Consider the following 18,578-nt stretch of genomic DNA (forward strand, 5'->3'; position numbering starts at 1 on the left):
CAATGACAAGTGCGGCCAAGACGGATACCGGCGACGAGGTCAAGCCGCCGGACATGGTGACGCTGACCATCGACGGCGCCGAAATCAGCGTTCCGAAGGGAACTCTGGTCATTCGCGCGGCCGAGCTGATGGGCATCCAGATCCCACGGTTCTGTGACCACCCGCTGCTCGACCCGGTGGGTGCGTGCCGGCAGTGCATGGTCGAGGTCGAGGGACAGCGCAAGCCGATGGCGTCATGCACCATCGTCTGCACGGACGACATGGTGGTGCGCACCCAGCTCACGTCACCGGCGGCCGACAAGGCGCAGCACGGCGTGATGGAACTGCTGCTGATCAACCACCCGCTGGACTGCCCGATGTGCGACAAGGGCGGTGAGTGCCCGCTGCAGAACCAGGCAATGTCCAACGGCCGTGCGGAATCTCGCTTCACCGACGTCAAGCGCACCTTCGCCAAACCGATCAACATCTCCGCCCAGGTGCTGCTGGACCGCGAGCGCTGCATCCTGTGTGCCCGCTGCACCCGGTTCTCCAACCAGATCGCCGGCGACCCGTTCATCGACATGCAGGAGCGCGGCGCGCTGCAGCAGGTCGGCATCTACGCCAACGAGCCGTTCGACTCCTACTTCTCCGGCAACACCGTGCAGGTCTGCCCGGTCGGCGCGCTCACCGGCACGTCATACCGGTTCCGGGCCCGCCCGTTCGACCTGGTGTCCAGCCCCAGCGTGTGCGAACACTGCGCATCCGGTTGCTCCCAGCGCACCGACCACCGCCGCGGCAAGGTGACGCGCCGCCTGGCCGGCGACGACCCGGAAGTCAACGAAGAGTGGAACTGCGACAAGGGCCGGTGGGCATTCAACTACGCCACCCAGCCGGACGTGCTCACCACCCCGCTGATCCGGGATTCCAACGGAGAGCTCACGCCGGCTTCGTGGGCCCACGCGATCGTGGCGGCCACGCAGGGCCTGGAGGCGGCACGGGGCCGCACCGGCGTGCTGGTCGGCGGCCGGGCCACCTGGGAAGACGCCTACGCCTACGCCAAGTTCGCGCGAATCGTCCTGAACACCAACGACATCGACTTCCGTGCCCGCCCACAGTCCGCCGAGGAGGCCGACTTCCTTGCGGCCCGCGTCGCCGGCCGGCCGGTGAGCGTCAGCTATGCCGACCTGGAGTCGGCGCCGGTGGTGCTGCTGGTCGGATTCGAACCGGAAGAAGAATCGCCGATCGTATTCCTGCGGCTGCGCAAGGCAGCGCGCAAGAACAACGTGCCGGTGTACGCGATCGCCCCGTTCGCAACCCGCGCGCTGGAGAAGATGTCGGGCCGGTTGCTGCAGACGGCGCCCGGCGGTGAGCCCGCGGCGCTGGACGACCTCGCCACCGGCGAAGTGGGCGACCTGCTGAGCGCCCCCGGCGCGGTGATCATGGTCGGCGAGCGGCTGGCCACCGTGCCCGGCGGGTTGTCCGCGGTGGCCCGGTTGGCGGACTCCACCGGAGCCCGGCTGGCCTGGGTGCCGCGGCGGGCCGGGGAACGCGGCGCGCTGGAAGCGGGTGCCCTGCCCGCACTGCTGCCCGGTGGCCGTCCGGTCGCCGACGACACCGCCCGGTCAGAGGTCGCCGCCGCCTGGCACGTCGACGAATTGCCTTCCGCCACAGGCCGCGACGTCGACGGCATCCTCGCCGCAGCCACCGACGGAACTCTCGGCGCGCTGTTGGTGGGCGGCATCGAACCCGGCGACTTCGCCGACCCGGACGCGGTGCTGGCCGCCCTGGACGCGGCCCCGTTCGTGGTCAGCCTGGAGTTGCGGCACAGCGCGGTCACCGAGCGGGCCGACGTCGTGTTCCCGGTTGCCCCGACCACCCAGAAGGCCGGCGCTTTCGTCAACTGGGAGGGCCGCTACCGCGCCTTCGAACCGGCGTTCAAGGGCAGCATGCTGCAGGCCGGCCAATCCGATCACCGGGTGCTCGACACGCTGGCCGACGAGTTGGGCATCCAACTGAACTGCGCGACGGTCGAAACGGCACGCGAAGAACTGGCCGGACTGGGCACGTGGGATGGCAAGCACGCCGCCAGCCCCACCGTCGAACCCGCCGCCGCACAGCCCGGCGAAGGCCAGGCCGTGCTCACCGGCTGGCGCATGCTGCTGGACGCGGGCCGCGGGCAGGACGGCGAACCGCATCTGGCGGGCACCGCACGCACCCCCGTGGTGCGGTTGTCGGCCGGTACCGCCGCCGAGATCGGCGCCGCCGACGGCGAGTCGGTGACGGTCAGCACCGACCGCGGCTCAATCACCCTGCCGCTCAACGTAACTGACATGCCGGACCGGGTGGTGTGGCTGCCGCTGAACTCACCCGGCTCGGCCGTCCACCAGGAACTGGGCGTCACCAGCGGCGCTTTGGTAAAGATCGGGGTCGGAAAGTGAACAGTTTGGCCGCCTTCGGACACGATCCCTGGTGGCTGGTGCTGGGCAAGGCGCTGGCCATCTTCGTGTTCCTGATGCTCAACGTGCTGGTGGCGATCCTGCTCGAGCGCAAGATCCTCGGCTGGATGCAGCTGCGGCCGGGCCCCAACCGGGCCGGACCGTGGGGCACGCTGCAGAGCCTCGCCGACGGCATCAAGCTGGCCCTCAAGGAGAGCATCACCCCCAAGGGCGTTGACTGGTTCGTGTACTTCGCGGCGCCGGCCATCTCGGCGATTCCCGCGTTCACCGCTTTCTCGTTCATCCCGTTCGGACCCGAGGTGTCGGTGTTCGGTCACTGGACGCCTCTGCAGCTGACCGACCTTCCGGTCGCGGTGCTGTTCATCCTGGGGATGTCGGCCATCGGCGTGTACGGAATCGTGTTGGGCGGCTGGGCTTCCGGCTCTACTTATCCCCTACTCGGTGGGGTGCGCTCCACCGCGCAGGTCATCTCCTACGAGGTGGCGATGGGATTGTCCTTTGCGGCGGTGTTCCTGTTCGCGGGCTCGATGTCGACGTCGCAGATCGTGGCCGCGCAGGACCGCGTGTGGTTCGTGTTCCTGCTGCTGCCGTCGTTCGTGATCTACCTCATCTCAATGGTCGGCGAAACCAACCGGGCGCCGTTCGACCTTCCGGAAGCCGAGGGCGAGTTGGTCGCCGGTTTCCACACCGAGTACTCGTCGCTGAAGTTCGCGATCTTCATGCTGGCCGAGTACGTCAACATGTTCACGGTGTCGTCGCTGGCCGCGGCCATGTTCTTCGGTGGCTGGCACGCGCCGTGGCCGCTGAACATGTGGGAGGGTGCGAACCATGGCTGGTGGCCGGTGCTCTGGTTCACCCTCAAGATGTGGACTTTCCTGTTCATCTACTTCTGGCTGCGCGCCAGCCTGCCCCGGTTCCGCTACGACCAGTTCATGTCCCTGGGCTGGAAGCTGCTGATCCCGGTCTCGCTGGTCTGGATCATGATCGCGGCGGTGATCCGCACGCTGCGCAACCAGGGCTACGCGCACTGGACCGCCGTTCTGGTGGTGAGCAGCCTGGTCTTCGCCGTGGCACTGATCGCCACGCTCCGAAAACCGTTCAGCGCGCCCAGCCCCCGCAAGCGCCGCAAGCAGGTTGTCAGCCTCACCCCGAGCGGCTCAGCAGACGAACCGGCATTCCCGACACCGCCGCTGCCGCTCAAGACCCTCGAGCGGCCGGTAGGTGCGAGCAAGGAGAAGGCACGTGGCTAACATTTTCAAGCGCCTCATAGACCCTGTAGCCGGATTCGGCGTCACCTTCGGGTCGATGTTCAAGAAGAACATCACCGAGGAGTATCCGGAGAAGCCCGGGCCGGTGGCCCCGCGCTACCACGGCCGTCACCAGCTCAACCGGTACCCCGACGGCCTGGAGAAGTGCATCGGCTGCGAGTTGTGCGCCTGGTCCTGCCCGGCCGACGCGATCTACGTCGAAGGCGCGGACAACACCGAAGAGGCGCGGTACTCCCCCGGCGAACGCTACGGCCGCGTGTACCAGATCAACTACCTGCGCTGCATCGGGTGCGGGCTGTGCATCGAGGCCTGCCCCACCCGGGCGCTGACCATGACCAACGACTACGAGTTGGCCGACGACAACCGCGCGGACCTGATCTACGAAAAGGACCGACTGCTGGCGCCGCTGCTGCAGGACATGCTCGCGCCCCCGCACCCCCGGGCCGAGGGCGCCACCGACAAGGACTACTACCTGGGCAACGTGACGGCCCACGGCCTGCGCGAGAGCCAGGACGCCCGATGATCGTCACCCTCGCGGCAGAAACTCTGACCCGCACCTCCACCGGTGAAGCCGTGATGTTCTGGGTGCTGGGCACGGCGGCGGTCATCGGCGCGCTCGGGGTGGTGCTGGCGGTCAACGCCGTCTACTCGGCCATGTACCTGGCGATGACGATGCTCATCCTGGCGGTCTTTTACATGGCCCAGGACGCGCTTTTCCTGGGCGTCGTGCAGGTGGTCGTCTACACCGGCGCGGTGATGATGCTCTTCCTGTTCGTGCTGATGCTGATCGGCGTGGACTCCGCGGAATCGCTGAAAGAGACCCTGCGCGGACAGCGCGTCGCCGCGGTGGTCACCGGTGTCGGGTTCGGCGTCGCGCTGATCGCCGGCATCGGCAACGTCGCGACCGGCGGCTTCTCCGGCCTGGCCGGCGCCAACGCCAACGGCAACGTGGAAGGGCTGGCGGCCCTTATCTTCTCGCGCTACCTGTGGGCCTTCGAGCTGACCAGCGCGCTGCTGATCACCGCCGCGGTCGGCGCGATGATCCTGGCGCACCGGGAGCGCTTCGAGCGACGCAAGACCCAGCGCGAACTCTCCGAAGAGCGCTTCCGCCCCGGCGGTCACGCCACCCCGATGCCCAACCCCGGCGTCTACGCGCGTCACAACGCCGTCGACGTGGCAGCGCTGCTGCCCGACGGCTCCTACTCGGACCTGTCGGTCTCCAAGATCCTGCGCACCCGCGGGGCCGACGGGCTGGAAACACCCTCACCGGAAGCCGTGAAGGGCGGTGCCTCGTGAATCCGGCCAACTACCTTTACCTTTCGGCATTGCTGTTCACCATCGGGGCTTCCGGCGTGCTGCTGCGGCGCAACGCGATCGTCATGTTCATGTGCGTCGAGTTGATGCTCAATGCCGTCAACCTGGCGTTCGTCACGTTCGCGAGGATGCACGGCAAGCTCGACGGACAGATGATCGCGTTCTTCACCATGGTGGTCGCCGCATGCGAGGTCGTCATCGGGCTGGCCATCATCATGACGATTTTCCGTGCCCGCAAATCGGCGTCGGTCGACGACGCGAATCTACTCAAAGGCTGAGAACGCCAAGATGATCCACTACACCTGGCTGCTGGTGGCGCTGCCGCTGGCGGGTGCCTCGATCCTGCTGTTCGGCGGTAGACGTACCGACGCGTGGGGCCACTGGCTCGGCACGCTGGCCGCCCTCTCGGCGTTCGGCGTGGGCGTCACGCTGCTGACCGAACTGCTGAGCCGGTCGGCCGACGACCGCGTCATCCATCAGACGGTTTACACGTGGATGCCGGTGGCCCAGTTGCAGGTCGACTTCGGGCTGCAGATCGACCAGCTGTCGATGTGCTTCATCCTGCTCATCTCCGGCGTCGGGTCGCTGATCCACATCTACTCGATCGCCTACATGGCCGAAGACGAAGACCGCAGAAGGTTTTTCGGCTACCTCAACCTGTTCCTGGCCTCGATGCTGCTGCTCGTGGTGGCCGACAACTATGTGCTGCTCTACGTCGGCTGGGAAGGCGTCGGCCTGGCGTCCTACCTGCTGATCGGCTTCTGGTACCACAAGCCGTCGGCGGCCACGGCGGCCAAGAAAGCGTTCGTGATGAACCGCGTCGGGGACGCCGGCCTGGCCCTGGCCATGTTCCTGATGTTCGCCACCTTCGGCACCGTGTCCTACGCGGGGGTATTCGCCGGGGCGCCCGCCGCCAGCCAGGGCGTGCTGAACGCGATGGGCCTGCTGCTGCTGATGGGCGCCTGCGCCAAATCCGCCCAGGTTCCGCTGCAGGCCTGGTTGGGCGACGCGATGGAGGGCCCCACCCCGGTGTCGGCGCTGATCCACGCCGCCACCATGGTGACCGCCGGTGTGTACCTGATTGTGCGGTCCAACCCGGTGTTCAACCTCGCTCCCGACGCGCAACTGGCCGTGGTCATCGTCGGCGCCGTCACCCTGATGCTGGGGGCGTTCATCGGTTGCGCCAAGGACGACATCAAGCGTGCGCTGGCCGCTTCCACGATGAGCCAGATCGGCTACATGGTGCTCGCGGCCGGCCTCGGCCCGGCCGGCTACGCGTTCGCGATCATGCACCTGCTCACCCACGGGTTCTTCAAGGCCGGCCTGTTCCTCGGGTCCGGGTCGATCATCCACGCGATGCACGAAGAGCAGGACATGCGCCGCTACGGCGGGCTGCGCAAGGCCCTGCCGGTCACGTTCGTGACGTTCGGCCTGGGCTACCTGGCGATCATCGGCGTGCCGCCGTTCGCGGGCTTCTTCTCCAAGGACGCGATCATCGAAGCCGCGCTGGGCGCCGGCGGCGCCCGCGGTTACGTGCTGGGCGGAGCGGCACTGCTGGGCGCGGGCATCACCGCCTTCTACATGACTCGCGTGATGCTGATGACCTTCTTCGGCCAGAAGCGTTGGGCGCCAAGCTCCCATCCGCACGAATCGCCGGCCCTGATGACATGGCCGATGATCATCCTGGCATTCGGTTCGGTGTTCTCCGGCGCCCTGCTCGCGATCGGCGGGACGCTGAAGAACTGGCTCGAGCCGGTCGTCGGTACGCATGAGGAGACCGCGCACGCCGTACCGGCCTGGGTCAGCACCTCGCTGGCCCTGGGGGTGGTGGTCGTGGGTATCGCGGTGGCCTACCGGATGTACGGCGGCAAGGCGGAGATTCCGCGGGTCGCCCCGGCTCAGGTTTCGGTACTGACGACGGCCGCACGCGCCGACGCTTACGGCGATGCCTTCAACGAGGAGGTCTTCATGCGCCCGGGTGCGCACCTGACGGACAGGCTGGTCGCCGTCGACAACGCCGGCGTGGACGGGTCGGTCAACGGACTGGCCGCGCTGGTCGGCCGGACATCAAATGGGTTGCGGGGCTTGCAGACCGGCTTCGCCCGCAACTACGCGCTGTCGATGCTGGCGGGTGCGGCCCTGGTCGCCGGAGCGCTGTTGGCGGTGAACCTGTGGTGAGTAATGTGCCCTGGCTGAGTGTGCTCTGGCTGGTTCCGTTGGCCGGTGCGGTGCTGGTGATTCTGTTGCCTCCGGGCCTGCGCCAGGTCGCCAAGTGGACGGGCCTGGTGGTCGCCGTTGCGACGTTAGCCGTTTCCCTCGTGGTGGCCGTTGGGTTCAAGCCCGGTGGTGACACTTATCAGTTCGTCGAAAAGCGCACCTGGATACCGGCTTTCGGTGCCGGTTACTCCCTGGGCGTGGACGGCATCGCGCTGATACTGGTGGTGCTGACCACGGTGCTGATCCCGCTGCTGCTGGTCGCCGGCTGGAACGACGGCGGAGAAACCAATCCCCGCGGCCCGCACGCCTATGTCGCACTGACGCTGGCCATCGAGTCGATGGTGCTGATCTCCGTGGTCGCGCTGGACGTGCTGCTGTTCTATGTCTTCTTCGAGGCCATGCTCATCCCGATGTACTTCCTCATCGGCGGGTTCGGACAGGGCAAGGAGCGCTCGCGGGCCGCGGTGAAATTCTTGCTGTACAACCTGTTCGGCGGGTTGATCATGCTGGCCGCCGTGATCGGCCTCTACGTGGTCACCAGCCAGCACGGCGGCGGCACCTTCGATTTCGTCCGGATCGTCGACGACGTGAAGGCCGGCCGCCTCGCCGGTGTCGACCCGGCGGTGTTCAAGGCGCTGTTCCTGGGCTTCATGTTCGCGTTCGCGATCAAGGCCCCGCTGTGGCCGCTGCACCGCTGGCTGCCCGACGCGGCGGTCGAGTCCACTCCCGCCACCGCGGTGCTGATCACCGCGGTGATGGACAAGGTGGGCACCTTCGGCATGCTGCGTTACTGCCTGCAGCTGTTCCCGGATGCCTCAACCTATTTCCGTCCCGCCATCGTCACGCTGGCCATCATCGGCGTGATCTACGGCGCCATTGTGGCGATCGGCCAGACCGACATGATGCGCCTGATCGCCTACACCTCGATCTCCCACTTCGGCTTCATCATCGCGGGCATTTTCGTGATGACCACCCAGGGCCAGAGCGGCTCGACGCTCTACATGCTCAACCACGGCATCTCCACCGCCGCGGTGTTCCTGATCGCCGGGTTCCTGGTCTCCCGCGGTGGCAGCCGCAACATCGCCGATTACGGCGGCGTGCAGAAGGTGGCCCCGATCCTGGCCGGCACCTTCCTGGTGTCCTGCATGGCCACCCTGTCGCTACCCGGCCTGGCGCCGTTCATCAGCGAATTCCTGGTATTGCTGGGCACTTTCAACCGCTACTGGGTGGCGGCGGCCTTCGGCGTGACGGCCCTGGTGCTCGCGGCCATCTACATGCTGTGGCTCTACCAGCGCGTGATGACCGGCCCGGTCGCCAAGGGCAACGAGAAGATCCGTGATCTCGTGGGACGCGAGATGATCGTCGTCGCACCGCTGCTCGCGCTGTTGTTCGTGCTCGGCGTCTACCCCAAGCCGGTGCTGGACATCATCAACCCGGCAGTCGAGAGCACCATGACCACCATCGGTCAGCACGATCCCGCACCCACCGTTCCGATCAACGCCGTCCCCCGTAAAGCCGAAGGACCGCACCAATGACGCTGCCCAGCCCCAGCATCGAGTACTTCCTGCTGTCCCCGATGTTCATCGTCTTCGGCATCGCGGTCGTCGGGGTGCTGGTCGAGGCCTTCCTCCCCCGCCGGCTCCGCTATGGCGCACAGCTGGTGCTGGCCCTCGCCGGGTTGACCGCCGCGTTCGTCGCCGTTGTGGCAGTGGCGAAGTCGGTTCCCGCCGAGGGGCGCCGTGCCGTGCTCGGGGCGGTGGCCGTGGACCGGCCGACGCTCTTCCTGCAGGGCACCATCGTGCTGGTCTCGGTGCTGGCGGTCATCTTCGTCGCCGAGCGCAGCCAGCGAACTGTTGACGCCAAGCAGAAGGTGTTCGCGGGTCTGGATTCCTTCACCCCACAAGCCTCCGCGGTGCCCGGCAGCGACACCGAGCACGAAGCCGAACGCGCCGGTGTGGCTCAGACCGAGCTCTTCCCGCTGCTGACCCTCTCGGTCGGCGGCATGATGGTGTTCCCCGCGTCCAACGACCTGCTGACCATGTTCGTTGCGCTGGAAGTCCTTTCGCTCCCGCTGTACCTGATGTGCGGGCTGGCCCGGCATCGCAGGCTGGTGTCGCAGGAATCGGCCTTGAAGTACTTCCTGCTGGGCGCGTTCTCGTCGGCCTTCTTCCTCTACGGTGTCGCCCTGCTCTACGGCGCGACCGGCACGCTCACACTCGGTGGGATCCGCGATTCGTTTGCGGGCGAGAGCGATACGTCCATGGCGCTGGTCGGTGTGGCGCTGCTGTCGGTCGGTCTGCTGTTCAAGGTGGGAGCAGTCCCATTCCATTCGTGGATCCCGGACGTGTATCAGGGGGCACCAACCCCGATCACCGGCTTCATGGCGGCGGCGACCAAGGTCGCGGCGTTCGGTGCGCTACTGCGCGTGGTCTACGTCGCGCTGCCTCCGCTGCATCACGACTGGCGTCCGGTGCTGTGGGGAATCGCGATCCTGACCATGACCGTGGGCACCATCACCGCGGTGACCCAGACGAATGTCAAACGGATGCTGGCGTATTCGTCGGTGGCACACGTCGGATTCATCCTCACCGGTGTGATCGCCGACAACCCGGCCGGGCTCTCCGGCACCTTGTTCTATCTGATTGCCTACAGCTTCAGCACGGTGGGCGCGTTCGCGATCGTGGGCCTGGTACGCAATTCCGAGGACGTCGAGGACGCCGACCTGTCTCGCTGGGCCGGCCTGGGTCAGCGCTCCCCCATTGTGGGCGTGATGCTTTCGATGTTCCTGCTGGCCTTTGCCGGCATCCCGCTGACCAGTGGCTTCATCAGCAAGTTCGCGGTGTTCAAGGCCGCAGCGCAGGGCGGTGCCGTGCCGCTGGTGGTGATCGGTGTGATCTCCAGCGGGGTGGCCGCGTACTTCTATGTGCGGGTGATCGTGTCGATGTTCTTCACCGAACCCACCGATGACACACCGCATGTCATGACGCCCGGGGTGCTGAGCAAGGCGGCCATCGCGGTGTGCGCGTTGGTCACGGTGCTGCTCGGCATCTTCCCGCAGCCGGTGCTGGACCTGGCTGAGCGCGCGGCAACGTTTTTGAACTGACTCGACTTACGTCTGGTCGAAAAATCCCGACTGGTCGTCACCCTTGTTGTAGAAGCCCGAACTGTTCGCGCCCGAGTTAGAGAAGCCCGAGCTGGAGAAGCCCGAGGTGCCGAAGCCGGAGCCGAAAGTGCCCGAGGTGTTGTAACCGACACTGAACGAGCCGCTGTTGCCGAAACCGACGTTGTTGGCTCCGGTGTTGTTGATGCCGACCACCTCAGAGCCATGGTTGTTGATACCCGAGATCGGCAGGAAGCCACCGGTTTTGACGTTCTGGAATCCAGAAACCGCGTCACCCGAGTTGTTGAAACCCGAGACATTCGCGGCTCCGGCGGCGTGGCCGAACCCGGACACCGTCCCGGCCTGATTGGTCGCGCTGCCGACACCGGTGTTGACGTTGCCGGCGTTGAACAGCCCCGTGTTCAGGTCGCCGGAATTGCCGAACCCCGTGTTCAGCGAGCCGGCGTTGAATGATCCGGTATTAGCCCCGACCCCCCCGGAAATCCCGCCCGAGTTGAAGTCGCCGGTATTGGCGTAGCCCGCGTTGAAGGAGCCCATGTTGCTCGCGCCGGCGTTGCCGACGCCGACGTTGTCGAAGCCGCCGTTGCTGAATCCGACGTTGGTGAACCCGCCGTTGCCGAAGCCGGTGTTCAGCCCGCCCCCGTTCCAGAAGCCGGTGTTGACGTTTCCGGCATTGCCGAAGCCGGTGTTGGTGTTGCCGGAGTTGAAGAAACCGAAGTTCCCGTCACCGGAGTTGAAGAAACCGACGTTGTTGTTGCCGGAGTTGCCGAAGCCGACGTTGCCGGTGCCGGTGTTCAACGCACCGATGCCGAACTGGTTGTCGCCGGTGAGTCCGAAGCCGATGTTGTTGTTGCCGTTGTTCCCGATTCCGAAGTTGAAGCTGCCCTTGTTGCCGAACCCGAAATTGGACGATCCCAAGTTCCCGCTGCCGAGGTTGAACGCGCCGAGGTTTCCGCTGCCGATGTTGCCGCTGCCCGAGTTTCCGCTGCCGAAGTTTCCGTCGCCGAAGTGGTTGCCGAAGCCGAAATTGCCGCTGCCGACGTAGTTCCCGCCGCCGAAGTTCAGATTCCCGAAGTAGTTGCCGCTGCCGAAGTTGGTGGTGCCGACGTTGCCGCTACCGATGTTGTAGGAACCCCAGTTACCGCTGCCCAGATTCAGATTGCCGAGGTTGCCGCCACCCAGGTTGACGTTTCCGATGTTGCCGATGCCCAGGTTGAAGTCGCCGATGTTTCCGCCGCCCAGGTTCCAGACGCCCAGATTGCCCAGGCCGGTGTTGATGTCGGGCAGGGCAAGGCCCAGTGCCGGCGCTTGCGGCAACGCTGCCAGAACCGGGGCCAGCGGTCCGAGGCCGGTCAGGGCCGCGGGCGCCGCAGCGGAGCCGAAGCCCGCACTGTTGCTGCCCGCGATGTAGAAACCGGAACTCGAGTTTCCGGAAACTCCGATGCCGGTGCTGCCGCCTCCTGCGACCGAGATGCCGACGCTGAGGCTGCCGGAGTTAAGTATTCCTACCGCGGTCTGGGTGTTGAACCACCCAACAGCGGAAGTCGAAGAATTGTTGAAGCCTGACATCAAAGTGGCTCCCACACCAGCGTCAGAATTCTGGAAACCAGATGAGAAACTGGCCGTGTTGTAAAAGCCTGAGCTGTTGGCTCCTGTGTTGCCGATGCCGGAACCCGTCACGCCCGGCGGCGTGATTGCGCTCCCGACGCCGGTATTGAAGGTCCCGGAATTGAGCAGACCCGTGTTGGTGTTCCCGGAATTGCCGAAGCCGGTGTTGAGTCCCCCGCTGTTCGACATGCCGGTGTTCCAGTCACCCGAATTGAAGGAGCCGGTGTTGAAGCCCCCGGAACTGCCGAAGCCCGCATTGTGCGCGCCGGAATGCCCAATGCCAGCGTTGACATTCCCCGCGTTGCCCACCCCGAAGTCGGCAATGCCCGCATTACCGAAACCGGTGTTAGTGTCGCCGGCGTTCCAGAAGCCCGTGTTGACGCCACCCGCGTTACCGAACCCGAAGTTGCTGTTGCCGGAGTTGAAGAAACCCACGTTGCCGTTGCCGGAGTTGAAGAACCCGACGTTGTTGTTGCCCGAGTTGCCGAAGCCGATATTGCCGGTTCCGGAGTTGAGCGCGCCGATACCGATCTGGTTGTCTCCGGTCAGCCCGAACCCGATGTTGTTGTTGCCGTGGTTTCCGAAGCCGAAGTTGAAGCTGCCGTTGTTACCGAAACCGATGTTGGACGAGCCCAGGTTGCCGCTTCCCAGGTTGAACGAGCCCAGATTTCCACTGCCGAAGTTCAGGGTGCCGAGGTTGCCACCGCCGAGGTTGCTGTTTCCGAGATTCCCAAAACCGGCGTTGCCGCTGCCGGAATGGCCGAATCCCACGTTCAGTCGGCCCGCATTTCCGAGGCCGAGGTTGGTGTAGCCCGTGTTTCCGAAGCCCAGGTTGAAGGACCCGAAGTTGCCGCTGCCCAGGTTCAGGTTGCCGAGGTTGCCGCCCCCTACGTTGACGCTTCCGGTATTCCCGTTGCCCAGATTCAAAAATCCGTTGTTGCCGCCACCGAAGTTCCACGAGCCGATGTTGCCCAGGCCCGTGTTCACGTCGGGAATAGTGGCCGCAGCGGCAGCTGCCTGACCCAGCGCGGGCAGGCCGGCCAGCGCATCGCCCCACGACGACAACGCAGCGGCCGCCGCCGACGCGCCGCTGTGGTAGCTCACCATCGCCGCTACGTCCGCGGCCCAGAACTCCTCGTACACACTCTCGGCGGCCGCGATCGCCGGGGCATTCTGACCGAACAGATTACTGATTACCAACCGCACGAACGCATTTCGGTTCGCCGACACCGCGAGCGGATGCACCACGGCCGCCCGTGCCGCCTCGAACACATTCGCTACCGCCTTGGCCGCCGAGGACGCCGAGGACGCCCGTAGCGCCGATTCACTCAGCAACCCGGCGTAGGGGGTGGCGGCCGCGACCATCTGCTCTGCCGCGGCACCCTGCCACGCCTGACCGGCCAAGCCGGACGTGACTGCCTGGAACGACTGCGCCGCCGTTGCCAGCTCCTGCGCCAGACCGTCCCACGCCGACGCAGCCTCCAGCATCGGCGCCGGACCCGCACCCGTGAATATCCGCAGTGAATTGATCTCCGGCGGCAACATGAAGAAACTCATCAGGCGACCCCTTCCGCATAACAGGGCGCGGCCTCTACGCACCGAGATTCGCGCCCGACACGACTCGTCAGGACGAACCATAGAAGAAACCGGTGGGCGCTTTATGCGGTTCCGTCAAATTCCGCCTAATAGAGAAACGGGCGGGTCGCCAAGACGTAAATCGCCAGCACCGCCACCGGCGCCACCAACGGCAACCAGGGCACCTGCACCGGGAATGACGTCGCCACCAGTCCCGCGAAGGTGAAGCCGACGGCGGCGATGATCGTGGGCCAACTGCCCGTGACGACGTCGCCGGACGCGTGCCGGCACACCAGGTAGGCCGCGGCACATAGTCCCGACAGCGCGGCGAGAATGTGCGACGGGTCCGACGCCACGATGACGGTCACTGCCAGCAACACGGCAATCGTTGCGGCAGAACGAAAGACCGTTCCGAGCCCCACGGCGAGCACGGCCGCGGCGGCTGCCATCAGTGGTAGCCCGTGGGATCCGATGGCCGCCGCCGCCACCATCAGTAGACCGAACGCCACCGAGAAGACCCGGATACCGGACGCGGCGAGCATGTCAGCGTCTGCCCCGCACGCGTCCCCGGCGGTCCGGGAGCGCGCCCATCGACTGCTCGAGTGAGCGATCCGACGGCCAGGACAGCACGTCCACGCCGACGGTGGCCATGTCGCGGTACATCGCCGAACGCTGCAGCGCCCACATCTTGACCACCAGCGGGTCATGCTCACCCTCGAACGGGGAGCTGTCCAGCACGTCCACCGCCACCACGACATGTCCGCGCTTGCGCAAATCGATGAGCGCCAAGGCGAATTCGGTGTCCAGCAGCGTCGAGAACGCGATGACGATCGCACCCGAGGGCACCGCCGCGCGGGGAGCCAGGGTGCCGGTGGTGGTTTCGAACCGCTCGCCGGCATCCAGCACGGTGTCGAGCACCCGGTAGAACTGACGCTGGCCGATGTCGGCGCCGAGCCAGCGGGGGCGGTTGCCGCCGAGGGCGACGATGCCGGCCCGGTCGCCGTTGCGCAGCGCGGTCTGCACCACCTGGGCCGCACCGCGCACGACGCGTTCGGTGGCCGCGGTCGCGGGCCCTGCCGGCTGGCGATAGGTGTCGATCAGCACCACCACGTCGGCGGCGCGGTCGGTCAGCCGCTGCGTCACGTGCAGTCGCCCCCGCCGGGCGCTCACCGCCCAATTCACTGCGCGCAGTTGATCACCCGGAACATAGAGACGGATGTCGGCGTATTCCACGCCGGGTCCGATGTGCCGGGTGAGGTGGGCTCCTAACCGGTCGAGCAACTCGATCTGCGGGATCGAGGTCGATTGCGGCGGTGTCAGCGGAAACACGATGATGTCGGCGACATCGGCGGTTCCGACCCCGTTGAGCAGCCCACCACGCGCGACGACGTCGACGCGGGCCCGCAGGTGGTAGCGCCCCCACCGTTTAGCTACCGCGGCAACCGTTTTCGCTTGAGGATCGGTTTCGATCTCCTCCAGTTCCATCCCGTCAACGGCCGAGACAGCGAGGTCGACTGCGGCCGGGCCGGCGTCCGTGGTGACCCACACCCGCACCCGCGATTCCTCGTTTTCGAAACATCGTTGCGCATCGGGCTCCGCGTGCACCCGGACCGTCGGGACCGGAGATTGCCAACTGAGCGAACACAGCACCCCGAGCAGCGGCGCCGCGAATGCGATGAGCTGCCACCGTCCACCCATCACCGCGGCCGCCAGCGCCACTCCGGCGCAGGTGGCGATCGCCAACGTCAGTGGGGATGCACGCCAGCGGATCTCGACGTCGCGCTGCGTGATCACGTGGGCGGGCGGTCGGCGCGGGGTACGGGTAGGCGCCGCAACAATTCCCCGACCACGTCGGCGCCCTGAATCTTGCGCACCCACATCTCCGGGCGCAGCGTGATGCGATGGGCGACGGCGGGAACGGCGAGCGCCTTGACGTCTTCGGGGATCACGTAGTCGCGGCCGAGTAGCAGCGCGCGGGCACGGGCGAGTTGCACCAGGTCCAGTTCGGCGCGCGGACTGGCGCCGACGGCGACCTGAGGATGGTGGCGCGTCGCGGTGGCCAGCGACACCACATACTGCAGCACATCCTCGTGCACGGTGACCTGCTCGACCGCCTCGCGCATGGCCAGCAGGTCGGTCGCGTCGACAACCTGATTGACCACCGGTTCCGCCGAACCTCGGTCCAGGCGCCGGCGCAGCATTGCCGCCTCGTCCTGTTCGGAAAGGTAGCGCAGTTCCAGCCGGATGGCGAAGCGGTCCAACTGGGCCTCCGGCAACGGATAGGTGCCCTCGTACTCGATCGGGTTGTCGGTGGCCAGCACGATGAAAGGCGTTGGCAACTTGTGGGTTTGGCCATCGATACTGACCTGCCCCTCGGCCATCGCCTCGAGCAGTGCCGCCTGCGTTTTGGGAGGTGTGCGGTTGATCTCGTCGCCGAGCAGCAGGTTGGTGAAGATCGGGCCCCGGCGAAATTCGAAACGCCCCGACTGCATGTCGTAGATCGTCGAACCGAGCAGGTCGGCCGGCAACAGGTCGGGCGTGAACTGCACTCGGGTGAATTCCAGCCCCAGCGCCGACGCGAACGACCGCGCGATCAGCGTCTTGCCCAGTCCGGGCAGATCCTCGATCAGGACGTGTCCGCGGGCCAGCAAGGCGGTCAGGATGAGCGTGAGGGCCGAGCGCTTCCCGACCACGATGCGTTCGATCTCATCCAGGACCGCCTCACACTGGGCAGTGGTCGAACCAACTGGCATCGCCGCCGGGGTCGTCATCTGTGCTCCATCGTCATACCTTCTCCAACCTTCGCAGAATCTCCTCCAACGCCGCGCGGCCCGGTCCCGGTTGGCCGCCATCGGCATGCCGGACGTTGTTCGGATTAACCCATTCCCACAGTTCCGGGCCGAACAGCATCTCCCCCGTCGCAAGAAACACCGCCGGATCCTTCGACTGTCGTTGACCGGTGGTGAGCTCGAAGCGGCGGGCCAGCATCGGGCGCAAGTGACGGTCCCAGTCCTTACGGCTGGAATCCGACCACCGGATCATCGTCTCCGTGTTCGACAACCAGCGACGCAGCGAGTCGCCGAGATCGTCGGACTCCGCTTCGGCTTCCGGTTCACTGGGATGGCCCAGCACTCGGCGGACATTGAGCAACACCAGCGCCAGGGCCACGCCGGCGCCGACCAGCACGTATCGCCGGTCCTGCAATATCAGGCCCAGTAACTCGATGCCCACGATGAGGCAGATGCCAAGTGCTATCAGTCTTTTCATGCGGCCCTGCCGGATCGCGGAGCGATCTCGTCCAGAACCAGTTCGAGTACGCGGACCGCCGTCTCGCGGTGCTTTTCGTCCATCACGTGCGGGCTGAACCGCGCTTCTTCGAAAAGATTCACCAATTGCACGGCGTTTTCGGCTCGCAGCGCGCGCTGTTCCACAGCGCGGGCGAGCACCTCGGTGGGGGTGTCGAATTCCTGGGGCACCGCCCCCGGGACGTTGGCCAGTTCACGTTCCATCGCCGCGTAGCAGGCGATGATCGCCTCACGCGGTTCGCGGCTGAGGTCCGCCATTTCGGCCAGCCCCACTTCGGCGGCACGCACCAATGACTCCGAAGCGACCTCCGGCGACGGCAATTCGGCGGGATCATCGGTTGTCAATCCTGTTGCCGCATTGGGCCGGCGCCTGCGCGAAACGATGAAGCCGCCGACGAACAGCATCAGCAGCACCGGCACGAATGCCAGCAGCGACCCCAGCATGTCCGGGCTGTCTTTTGGCCGTGCAGGCTGTTTGGGTTGCCGGGCGCCTCCGGCGCCCGACGGAGTTGCACCCGAATCCGGTTGCGGCGCATCGAGACCGATCTGGGGCGGGGTGAACAACCGAGATATCAGTATCGCCACCAGGAGCCAGGCCGCGATCACTCCCAGCGCGATCAGCACCACGCGCCAGCTCGGCCGGGCACTGCCGCCGCCCAGCATGTCGGGCAACGCACCGGCACTGGGCGCGGCCGTGCGCGGGTCGCGCAGTCTGGCGATAATCGAGAACGCCAGCAACGCCAGCGTGGCCGCGATGGCAGCCACGAGAAACATCAGCGCCGTCTTGCTGGGCCCCTCCTCGGCAATGCGGCGACCTTGATGGGACGGGAGATACCCACGCAGCGCGGCAGCGACCAGCATCAGCAGAGCGACCAAAGCCACCACCCGGGTGGTGGGCTTGTCGAACATCAGCGGCAGTTTCCTGGCGGCTTGCGCCCCATAGCCGAAGGCTAGTGGCGCGGGGCTGCCCCGGTCCAGTCGCTGGCGCTTGTCCCCGGGTTCAGGTATGTTCGAACATGTGTTCGATCTACTGGGATTCTCGCAGGTGGACCCGGGTGCCACCGAAGCCGAACTGGTCGCGCGCATCACCGAGTTGGAGCAGGTGAAATCCGCGGCGGCTGCGGGGCAGGCGCGGGCGGCGGCCGCCCTGGATGCCGCCCGGCGTGCCGCGGAATCGGCCGCGGGAGTGCCGGCGGGCAAGCGGGGCCGCGGGGTGGCCAGCGAGGTCGCCCTGGCGCGCCGCGATTCCCCCGCCCGCGGGGGCCGGCACCTCGGATTCGCCAAAGCCTTGGTGCACGAGATGCCCCACACCCTGGCCGCGCTGGAACACGGCGCGCTCAGCGAATGGCGCGCCACCCTGATCGTGCGGGAATCGGCCTGCCTGGACGTCGAGGACCGCCGCACGCTGGACCGCGAACTGTGCGCCGAGATGGACACGCTGGCGGGCCTGGGTGACACACGGATCACCGCCGCGGCCCAAAAGATCGCCTACCGCCTGAACGCCCGCGCCGTCGTCGAGCGGGCCGCCCAAGCCCCCGCCGACCGCACCGTCACCATCCGCCCGGCGCCGGACACCATGACCTGGGTCAGCATCCTGCTGCCCGTCGCCCAGGGCGTCGGGGTCTACGCCGCGCTACGCCGCACCGCCGACACCACCGTCGACGGCCGCTCCCGCGGACAAGTCATGGCCGACACCGCCTTCGAACGCATCACCGCCACCCCCGCCACCACCCCG

The 18,578-nt window shown here is 66.5% G+C and carries 15 protein-coding genes; 9 read left to right on the top strand and 6 right to left on the bottom strand.

Going from position 1 to position 18,578, the window contains the following annotated elements; genetic code table 11:
* Window positions 1-2 precede the first annotated feature (2 nt).
* From AO501_RS28205 to nuoN, 8 genes are read left to right on the top strand one after another with little or no spacing between them, the layout of a single operon-like run.
* The gene (locus AO501_RS28205; RefSeq protein ID WP_055580872.1) at window positions 3-2,417 is read left to right on the top strand and encodes an NADH-quinone oxidoreductase subunit G; all 2,415 of its coding nucleotides are present in this window, start codon (window positions 3-5) and stop codon (window positions 2,415-2,417) included.
* Between the two features lie 5 nt (window positions 2,418-2,422).
* The gene (gene nuoH / locus AO501_RS28210) at window positions 2,423-3,685 is read left to right on the top strand and encodes an NADH-quinone oxidoreductase subunit NuoH (protein ID WP_055580885.1); all 1,263 of its coding nucleotides are present in this window, start codon (window positions 2,423-2,425) and stop codon (window positions 3,683-3,685) included.
* On the top strand, window positions 3,678-4,226 hold the full coding sequence (nuoI, locus tag AO501_RS28215) for an NADH-quinone oxidoreductase subunit NuoI (RefSeq protein ID WP_269435191.1): 549 nt from the start codon (window positions 3,678-3,680) through the stop codon (window positions 4,224-4,226). The genes nuoH and nuoI overlap by 8 nt, the downstream gene beginning before the upstream one ends.
* Window positions 4,223-4,999 (top strand): NADH-quinone oxidoreductase subunit J, encoded by a 777-nt coding sequence (locus AO501_RS28220; RefSeq protein ID WP_055580874.1) that lies wholly within the window; start codon window positions 4,223-4,225, stop codon window positions 4,997-4,999. Before nuoI ends, AO501_RS28220 begins: the two co-directional genes overlap by 4 nt.
* Window positions 4,996-5,295 (top strand): NADH-quinone oxidoreductase subunit NuoK, encoded by a 300-nt coding sequence (gene nuoK, locus AO501_RS28225; protein WP_055580875.1) that lies wholly within the window; start codon window positions 4,996-4,998, stop codon window positions 5,293-5,295. Before AO501_RS28220 ends, nuoK begins: the two co-directional genes overlap by 4 nt.
* A 10-nt stretch (window positions 5,296-5,305) precedes the next feature.
* The gene (gene nuoL / locus AO501_RS28230) at window positions 5,306-7,195 is read left to right on the top strand and encodes an NADH-quinone oxidoreductase subunit L (RefSeq protein WP_055580876.1); all 1,890 of its coding nucleotides are present in this window, start codon (window positions 5,306-5,308) and stop codon (window positions 7,193-7,195) included.
* Complete coding sequence (locus AO501_RS28235) at window positions 7,192-8,769, top strand: NADH-quinone oxidoreductase subunit M (RefSeq protein WP_156452832.1); 1,578 nt, start codon at window positions 7,192-7,194, stop codon at window positions 8,767-8,769. The genes nuoL and AO501_RS28235 overlap by 4 nt, the downstream gene beginning before the upstream one ends.
* Window positions 8,766-10,337, top strand: coding sequence for an NADH-quinone oxidoreductase subunit NuoN (nuoN, locus tag AO501_RS28240; protein ID WP_055580878.1), 1,572 nt, complete (start codon window positions 8,766-8,768; stop codon window positions 10,335-10,337). The genes AO501_RS28235 and nuoN overlap by 4 nt, the downstream gene beginning before the upstream one ends.
* Before the next feature lie 6 nt (window positions 10,338-10,343).
* On the opposite strand, the gene AO501_RS40395 is transcribed toward nuoN, so the two are convergent.
* The 6 genes from AO501_RS40395 to AO501_RS28270 form a co-directional block, all read right to left on the bottom strand.
* Entirely contained in the window at window positions 10,344-13,520 is a 3,177-nt protein-coding gene (locus AO501_RS40395) for a PPE family protein (protein WP_055580879.1), read from the bottom strand.
* 125 nt (window positions 13,521-13,645) lie between these two features.
* Complete coding sequence (locus AO501_RS28250) at window positions 13,646-14,080, bottom strand: hypothetical protein (protein ID WP_055580880.1); 435 nt, start codon at window positions 14,078-14,080, stop codon at window positions 13,646-13,648.
* A 1-nt stretch (window position 14,081) separates the two neighbouring features.
* Window positions 14,082-15,332, bottom strand: coding sequence for a DUF58 domain-containing protein (locus tag AO501_RS28255; protein WP_055580881.1), 1,251 nt, complete (start codon window positions 15,330-15,332; stop codon window positions 14,082-14,084).
* Window positions 15,329-16,291 (bottom strand): AAA family ATPase, encoded by a 963-nt coding sequence (locus AO501_RS28260; RefSeq protein WP_371935021.1) that lies wholly within the window; start codon window positions 16,289-16,291, stop codon window positions 15,329-15,331. The genes AO501_RS28255 and AO501_RS28260 overlap by 4 nt, the downstream gene beginning before the upstream one ends.
* 31 nt (window positions 16,292-16,322) lie before the next feature.
* The gene (locus AO501_RS28265) at window positions 16,323-16,805 is read right to left on the bottom strand and encodes a hypothetical protein (protein ID WP_055580883.1); all 483 of its coding nucleotides are present in this window, start codon (window positions 16,803-16,805) and stop codon (window positions 16,323-16,325) included.
* Complete coding sequence (locus tag AO501_RS28270; RefSeq protein ID WP_055580884.1) at window positions 16,802-17,752, bottom strand: DUF4129 domain-containing protein; 951 nt, start codon at window positions 17,750-17,752, stop codon at window positions 16,802-16,804. The genes AO501_RS28265 and AO501_RS28270 overlap by 4 nt, the downstream gene beginning before the upstream one ends.
* A gap of 97 nt (window positions 17,753-17,849) precedes the next feature.
* Between AO501_RS28270 and AO501_RS28275 the strand changes: the two genes are divergently transcribed.
* A partial coding sequence (locus AO501_RS28275; RefSeq protein WP_156452833.1) for a DUF222 domain-containing protein occupies window positions 17,850-18,578 on the top strand: 729 nt, incomplete at its 3' end.

Origin of the sequence: Mycobacterium gordonae (assembly GCF_001417955.2) — a bacterium.
Lineage (GTDB): Bacteria > Actinomycetota > Actinomycetes > Mycobacteriales > Mycobacteriaceae > Mycobacterium > Mycobacterium gordonae_B.

Bases quoted from the DNA above. Each gene is read 5' to 3' on its own strand.
- AO501_RS28205 (WP_055580872.1), top strand. From the start codon at position 3: ATGACAAGTGCGGCCAAGACGGATACCGGCGACGAGGTCAAGCCGCCG.
- AO501_RS28270 (WP_055580884.1), bottom strand. From the start codon at position 17,752: ATGTTCGACAAGCCCACCACCCGGGTGGTGGCTTTGGTCGCTCTGCTG.
- nuoL (WP_055580876.1), top strand. From the start codon at position 5,306: ATGATCCACTACACCTGGCTGCTGGTGGCGCTGCCGCTGGCGGGTGCC.
- AO501_RS28220 (WP_055580874.1), top strand. From the start codon at position 4,223: ATGATCGTCACCCTCGCGGCAGAAACTCTGACCCGCACCTCCACCGGT.
- nuoN (WP_055580878.1), top strand. From the start codon at position 8,766: ATGACGCTGCCCAGCCCCAGCATCGAGTACTTCCTGCTGTCCCCGATG.
- AO501_RS40395 (WP_055580879.1), bottom strand. From the start codon at position 13,520: ATGAGTTTCTTCATGTTGCCGCCGGAGATCAATTCACTGCGGATATTC.
- AO501_RS28250 (WP_055580880.1), bottom strand. From the start codon at position 14,080: ATGCTCGCCGCGTCCGGTATCCGGGTCTTCTCGGTGGCGTTCGGTCTA.
- AO501_RS28265 (WP_055580883.1), bottom strand. From the start codon at position 16,805: ATGAAAAGACTGATAGCACTTGGCATCTGCCTCATCGTGGGCATCGAG.
- AO501_RS28260 (WP_371935021.1), bottom strand. From the start codon at position 16,291: ATGCCAGTTGGTTCGACCACTGCCCAGTGTGAGGCGGTCCTGGATGAG.